The following is a 5510-nucleotide window of genomic DNA, read 5'->3' as shown; positions in this document are numbered from 1 at the left end:
ACGTCTCCTACGACCCCTTCAACCGACCACTGGACCTGCTGAACATCCCCTGACCAGCCGGTCTACATAAGCACCGCGACTTTGAAACGCCCCTGTGACAGATACGGCCGCGCAAGCCCGGGCACGCTGGTCCGTGATGACGCGGCTGCCCCTCTTGACTACCGGATTTCCGTCGAGACCGGGTCGAGGAAGAAGAGGCACTGCTTCGCGTTGAATTCGCCCACTTCGGCTACGAAGCGGAACTTATCGCCCGCGCGGACGGTGGCGGGGATCTCCGGGCCGGTCAGTTTCAGGTCGAGGATGTTGACGTCCTCGTACTTGAAGGCCGGGCCGATCCCCGTGTTCGGTCCCTTGTCGCCTGGGCCCAGGAGGAAGTCGTAGCGGGTGTCGTAGTCACCGTGGGGCGCCATGTGCGCGATCGAGCCGTCGAAGGCGACCGTCTTGCCCTTGTACTTGGTCGCGAAGTCCGGGTTCGCGCTGTCGCAGGAGTCCGGCGTCTTCAGCAGCGCCGCGAACTCCCGGTTGTTCTGAGGCGTGATCACCTCAGCGGAAGCCGACCCGGGCGTGGTCGGAGTCGACGTGGCGGAGCGCTCTGCGCTCTAGCCAAGTCGGGGCATCAGGCCCACACCGGCTACGTCGGGCCAACGGCGAGAACGACGGAGCCCTGCTGGCCAGGGGCATGCCAGGGAAAGCCATCCCTGTCGCGAAAGGCGCGTGGTAAGCGCAGACTGGGACTTGCGGGTGGCGTCGCCGTCTCAGTACGCCATTGCTCCTGGTGCAGGAGAATCCCATGTCTCTCTTATACGATGACTTCACCACCGGCGCGGCCGGCTTCTCCGTATCTCCGTTGGCCATCGAGACCCATTATCAGTCGGGTTCGGTTCCGGGCGGGGTGCGTTCGACGACATTGCGCAACGCCTTGTCTCCCAAGGGAACACCTGCGCGCTTGGACGTAGGCGGCGCGGGCCGCCTCCGCCTCACGCTCGACGCCGAACAATACGCCCGCCTCGAAATCGCCTTCGGGATCAGCCCGGATGGCACGGTTGCCGATCTCGGACTCAATCTTCACGAGGGTGGTGCCGACCGAATCCGAACCACGATCTCGCACCTTGACGACACCGTCGTCAACTTCAATATCTCGATAGGAACATCGGCCGGCTATTCGTCCGCAGGCAAGAACGCCCGCGAGGGTCGGGTCGACTTCTTGTTCTCAGAGTTCGCCGGCCCCGCGGGCCAGGATTTCACGCATGTCAATTTCATCGTCTTTGTCTTCACCGTCAGAGGAAGTATGGCGCTGGATGGCGTCGAATTACGACACACACCTCCGGCTCGCGAGGCGAAGTTCGGCGACCAGATCAAGAGCGGGGGGCTGGCGGCACTCGGCGGATCAGTCGAGTTGATCATCCACGACGATGGAACATCGCAGTGGAGCGGCCATGCCCACGACAGCGGGCTGGATGGCTACAGCTACGGCGTCAGTGGAATTCTGAGCAGCAGCAGCGGAAAGGTCGTCGCCTACTCTCACCATGGCGAAGTCTCCGGGACGCTCAGTATTTCCGGGTCGCGCAGCGACGATTGGAACGAATCCCACCCCGCGCAGCCCCTTCTCACGAAGTACTTCTCCGAATTCGCCACCGGCGAATTCCACGCCTCGACTGCCTATGCCAGTGACATCGGCTCGACGCTGGAGAGCGCCTTCAGTTCCATCACTCGTTTCGTGGTAGGAGGATCAGGACTCGGCTCTGTTCTCGGACTGGCGATCTTCATCGGAGCCGAGGCGGGTTCGCTGGTGGAAACCGGATCTCTGGTTCCCGGCGCCCGGATTGCCGAAGGAGTGCTCTGGCTCGCAGGCCCGTCGAACACACTCTTCGCGCTGGCCGCTGAGGGAGTCGCCTCTGCCGGCAGCAGGACGCGGGCGCTCACGGACGAAGAATACGACTGGGCAAACCGTGAGGTGTTCGCGGGAACCCTGCCTGCGAAGGAAAATATCGTCCTGACCGACACGATAGGAGCCGAAGATCGACCTTTCACATTCCCGCGGTACGATGGAAAGATTACGCTGAATATGGGTCCGAACGGATTTCGTGCCCCGCGAAGATTCCAGCTCCCCGGAGGGGATGAGAGAGATGGTGAAGTATTCATTCACGAACTCTGCCACGCATGGCAATGCGAGCACACGCCGGCGGAGATCGAATGGCTCGCGGATTCCATTTTGAGCAGCATCCGGCCCGATGCCGGAAATTATGGAGCCGCAGGACCGTCCTACGGGGACTTCAACGTGGAGCAGCAGGCCCACATTGTCGCCGACTGGTTCAGCGGAAGAAGGGGGCCGGCCAAGGATCCCAGCAGTCCGTATTTCAGGTACATCCAGCAGAACATCAGGACTGGGCAGTACTGACCCCGTGGCCGGATGACCGGGCGGAGGTTCACCTGGCTCGACAGAATCGGACGATGCCCTGATGAACAAAGTCAAGTCGGGGCCGAACCGAGAAGGAATTGCAATGACCTCAACCTCCAGGTCCCAGCAGAATACGGTGCTGAAACTGCTGGCGGCGATCGTGGAAGATGGAACGACGATCGAGGACGGTATCGCGCAGCTCAAAAGTGAGGGAATCGACTCCCTGGAATCCGCGCTCGCCATACTCAGGGGCGGCCTGAAGAGCAGCCAGGCTCCATCTGACATGATGAAGCCGATCGATATCCATGGCGTGCGGCAAAATTCTTCACCGGATCCAGTGCGCAGCGTACACAAGGCCCCGAAGGTCCCTTTCATCCTGAATGGGACCACGTACGACCCCGAAGACATCGGGCGGTTTGACGGCCAGGAGCTCCACTATATTGCCACGCCGGGCCAGGACCACATGCTGGTCGTCGACGATCCTGAGTTGATCACGACTTGGCGCCAACTTCTGTACTTGGACCGGTATCGACAGGGCGGAAATCGACGAACACTGTCCGCGGAACCGGTGGGCAGACTCAATCGGTCGGACAGGACATATCCTCGGACTTGGTTCTTCGACGATGCCGGCTGGCAGGGGCACCAGATTTACCTGGACGCCAACAGGGGATACGACGACCTGACGAACGTGTCCACGTGGTTGTGGCCGTTTGCCAATTGGAACGACAGAATTTCCTCTGTCTGGCTGATAGGGACCCGCGTAGCAGTTCTGCACGATAATGTCGGCTGGTCGGGAGAATCGCTGACCCTGCAAATCTTTGATGCCGCTTACGAACTGATGATCGGAGACCTGACCGAATGGGGATGGAACGACCGCGCTTCCTCTCTCGAAACCTGGTAGGCCGCAGGGGTCCTCGGAGCCGCGCACGGGTGTCGGCGACGGGTGTGAATCGTGACCCTCTGACGGCGGATCAACACTGACCAACTTCGTGGTCTTCTGACCAACCTGATCTTGATCGAAGGTCAGGAGAAGAGGGTGATTTCCGTGCTGCTTGGCCTCTCCGGGGGGATTGGCGCACTGCCCGTTTTCCGGCTGCGGTTGCTTGGCTTGCCGACCATGTTCGAGACTCAGCACAGCTGAGACCCAGGCGAGGGAACTCGACGACCAGTGCCGGGCTCTTTACGCCCGTGGTTGCACCCAGCGTCACAACCAAGAATACCTCGGCGAAAGGCCCGTCGTTGAGGAGAGGTGGGACATGGGCGCCAACTCGAACGCCCCCTCTACCACCTTATTGAGGACAGCAGTCAGACTTCAGCGGATCGCGCTGCCGAGCTCGCCAACATGTTCACTCAGCTTCCCCGCAACGTGGCCTATTGCGAACTGGTCGGTGGCGACGGAACCGTCCGAGAGTTCAAGTTCCATACCCCACCGCCGGCTTCTGAATCGTCAAGCGGCTTGTCGCAGGTTCGCGCTCGCAGCCGCGAGTACCTTGGCACGCCCCGAGAACAGGTCGAGCAGGAGATCAGGCTGCGCCAAGAGCGGCTCACTGGTGGTCCGGCCAGCCCAGTGGATGTGACCAAGCAGCAGCCGGCCGCCGCTGCCGTCGACCTGGCTCAGGCGGCTCCCCGCGCAAAGCGGCAACGCGAACACCCCGATCCAGGTCGAGGAGGTACCCACACAGTCACCTCAATCCAGACCGCGACCCTCGATAGGCAGGAGATCACCAAATAGCCAGTAGGAGTTTGCACCCTCACAAGTTCAGGTGGATGAGATGGGACTCAAGGACATGCTGTTCGGCAAGAAGCCTCCGCCGCCAGAAGTCGATAGTGCACCGGTAGAGCGAAGTCCGTTTGAAACCATGCCGAGAGCTCAGCGGAACGTAGGTAGATCATTCAAAGAGCTCTTTGGCGTGCTCCGCGGGACGAGCTCGGGCCACGTTAAAGTGTGCCCGTCATGTCACCGCTCCATGGATCCCGAAGAAACCCATTGCCCCGTTGGGCACTACGTCGGGTAGCACGCTACTCCCTATCCCAGCCTAGGGTTTATTCCTGACTTCTCAAGACTAGGAGAGTCGACATGATCGGCCGTTGGATCATTGCCGTATTCCTAGCGCTGTTTCTCTCCATCACTGGCAGCGCTTCTGCAGCGCCAGTTCCTCCCCCGCCCCCGCCCGGAGGATGGCTCAATCTTTTCAAATCGATTACAGGACAGGCAGACAACGGAATTGCCTCCCTTTCCCATGCCGTGGAGAGTGGCGAAGTAGCCGCAGTTAGACAAGGGCTGAGCCGGATTTCGAACCAGCTCAACGATGCTCCACAATCTAATATTCTAACTGTCGCGGAGCAAGCCGCGCTGCAAAGAGCTATAACAGCACATTACACGTACCAGGCAGCAGTCAGTTACTCTCTGGAGATACCGCAGTCTGCCACAAGACTTACCGAGAGCGTACGACCACGCGAAGTACCCCCCTGGGATACGTACTGGGTATTGCTGAAGAAAGATCTCAAGAAGAATGCCAAGGGCTATCTTAAGCAATACGCCTGTGAGCGGGCGTGGAACGCTTTGACCCCACAAAAGAAGCAGCAGCTCCCCGCTCCAACGACCAACGCAGAGAAATCAGTGAAGGCGTACGTAGAGGCTGCCGCGAAGTACTGGGAGTCGACCGTAGTCGGGCAATACCTCGCTTGGAACAGTTACGCCAATGGGGTGTTTGAGAAGATGGAACAGCTCGTATCACAGGGGCACCTAACCGCACCGCCGCAAGCATACGTCTACTATGCCCGCTACTGCATGGCTCCCCCTATCCCCTGACGACGACGGGCTTCGAATGAAGCGAGGTCTCTTACAAGAATCTTACGGAGTTGCAGTTCGAGTTCTCACGCTCGTTTGGCAAAGTGACTCAATGAACGACTCACTGCCTATGAACCGTTCCGACTTTCCTGCCGGTGGTTTGTTGGCCGGTGATCAGCAGGGCTAATTCATAGTCTGGTTGGTCATGTCCCGTTGCAGGTCAGGTGCAGTTCGAGTAGGTCGAGCGGGCGAACGAAGGGTGTGTAGGAGACCTCTCGGAGTCCGGCGGCGATGTTGTGGTGGCCGACGTCGCGGAGGGTG

General features: G+C 60.1%; 5 protein-coding genes. 3 read left to right on the top strand and 2 right to left on the bottom strand.

What is annotated here, in order from left to right:
* Positions 1–158: 158 nt before the first annotated feature.
* Entirely contained in the window at positions 159–542 is a 384-nt protein-coding gene (locus ACFWB8_RS36635; protein WP_385237521.1) for a DUF4839 domain-containing protein, read from the bottom strand.
* A gap of 248 nt (positions 543–790) precedes the next feature.
* On the opposite strand from ACFWB8_RS36635, the gene ACFWB8_RS36630 reads away from it, so the two are divergent.
* Positions 791–2398, top strand: a complete 1608-nt coding sequence (locus ACFWB8_RS36630; protein ID WP_385237518.1) for a hypothetical protein — start codon at positions 791–793, stop codon at positions 2396–2398.
* Positions 2399–2459: 61 nt separating this feature from the next.
* The gene (locus ACFWB8_RS36625) at positions 2460–3299 is read left to right on the top strand and encodes a hypothetical protein (RefSeq protein ID WP_385237515.1); all 840 of its coding nucleotides are present in this window, start codon (positions 2460–2462) and stop codon (positions 3297–3299) included.
* Positions 3300–3845: 546 nt separating this feature from the next.
* Here the strand turns inward: ACFWB8_RS36625 and ACFWB8_RS36620 are convergent.
* Entirely contained in the window at positions 3846–4076 is a 231-nt protein-coding gene (locus ACFWB8_RS36620) for a hypothetical protein (protein ID WP_385237512.1), read from the bottom strand.
* 399 nt (positions 4077–4475) lie between these two features.
* Here ACFWB8_RS36620 and ACFWB8_RS36615 point away from each other — a divergent pair, with 399 nt between their 5' ends.
* Positions 4476–5210, top strand: coding sequence for a hypothetical protein (locus tag ACFWB8_RS36615; RefSeq protein ID WP_385237509.1), 735 nt, complete (start codon positions 4476–4478; stop codon positions 5208–5210).
* Positions 5211–5510 lie beyond the last annotated feature (300 nt).

The sequence above is a fragment of the Streptomyces sp. NPDC060031 genome (assembly GCF_042736805.1).
Taxonomy (GTDB): Bacteria; Actinomycetota; Actinomycetes; order Streptomycetales; family Streptomycetaceae; genus Streptomyces.
The sequence above is the reverse complement of the archived record's forward strand: the minus strand, read 5'-3'. Positions and strand labels throughout refer to the sequence as shown.

Coding starts and splice junctions, on each gene's coding strand:
- ACFWB8_RS36615 (WP_385237509.1), top strand. CDS start 4,476: ATGATCGGCCGTTGGATCATTGCCGTATTCCTAGCGCTGTTTCTCTCC.
- ACFWB8_RS36625 (WP_385237515.1), top strand. CDS start 2,460: ATGAACAAAGTCAAGTCGGGGCCGAACCGAGAAGGAATTGCAATGACC.
- ACFWB8_RS36630 (WP_385237518.1), top strand. CDS start 791: ATGTCTCTCTTATACGATGACTTCACCACCGGCGCGGCCGGCTTCTCC.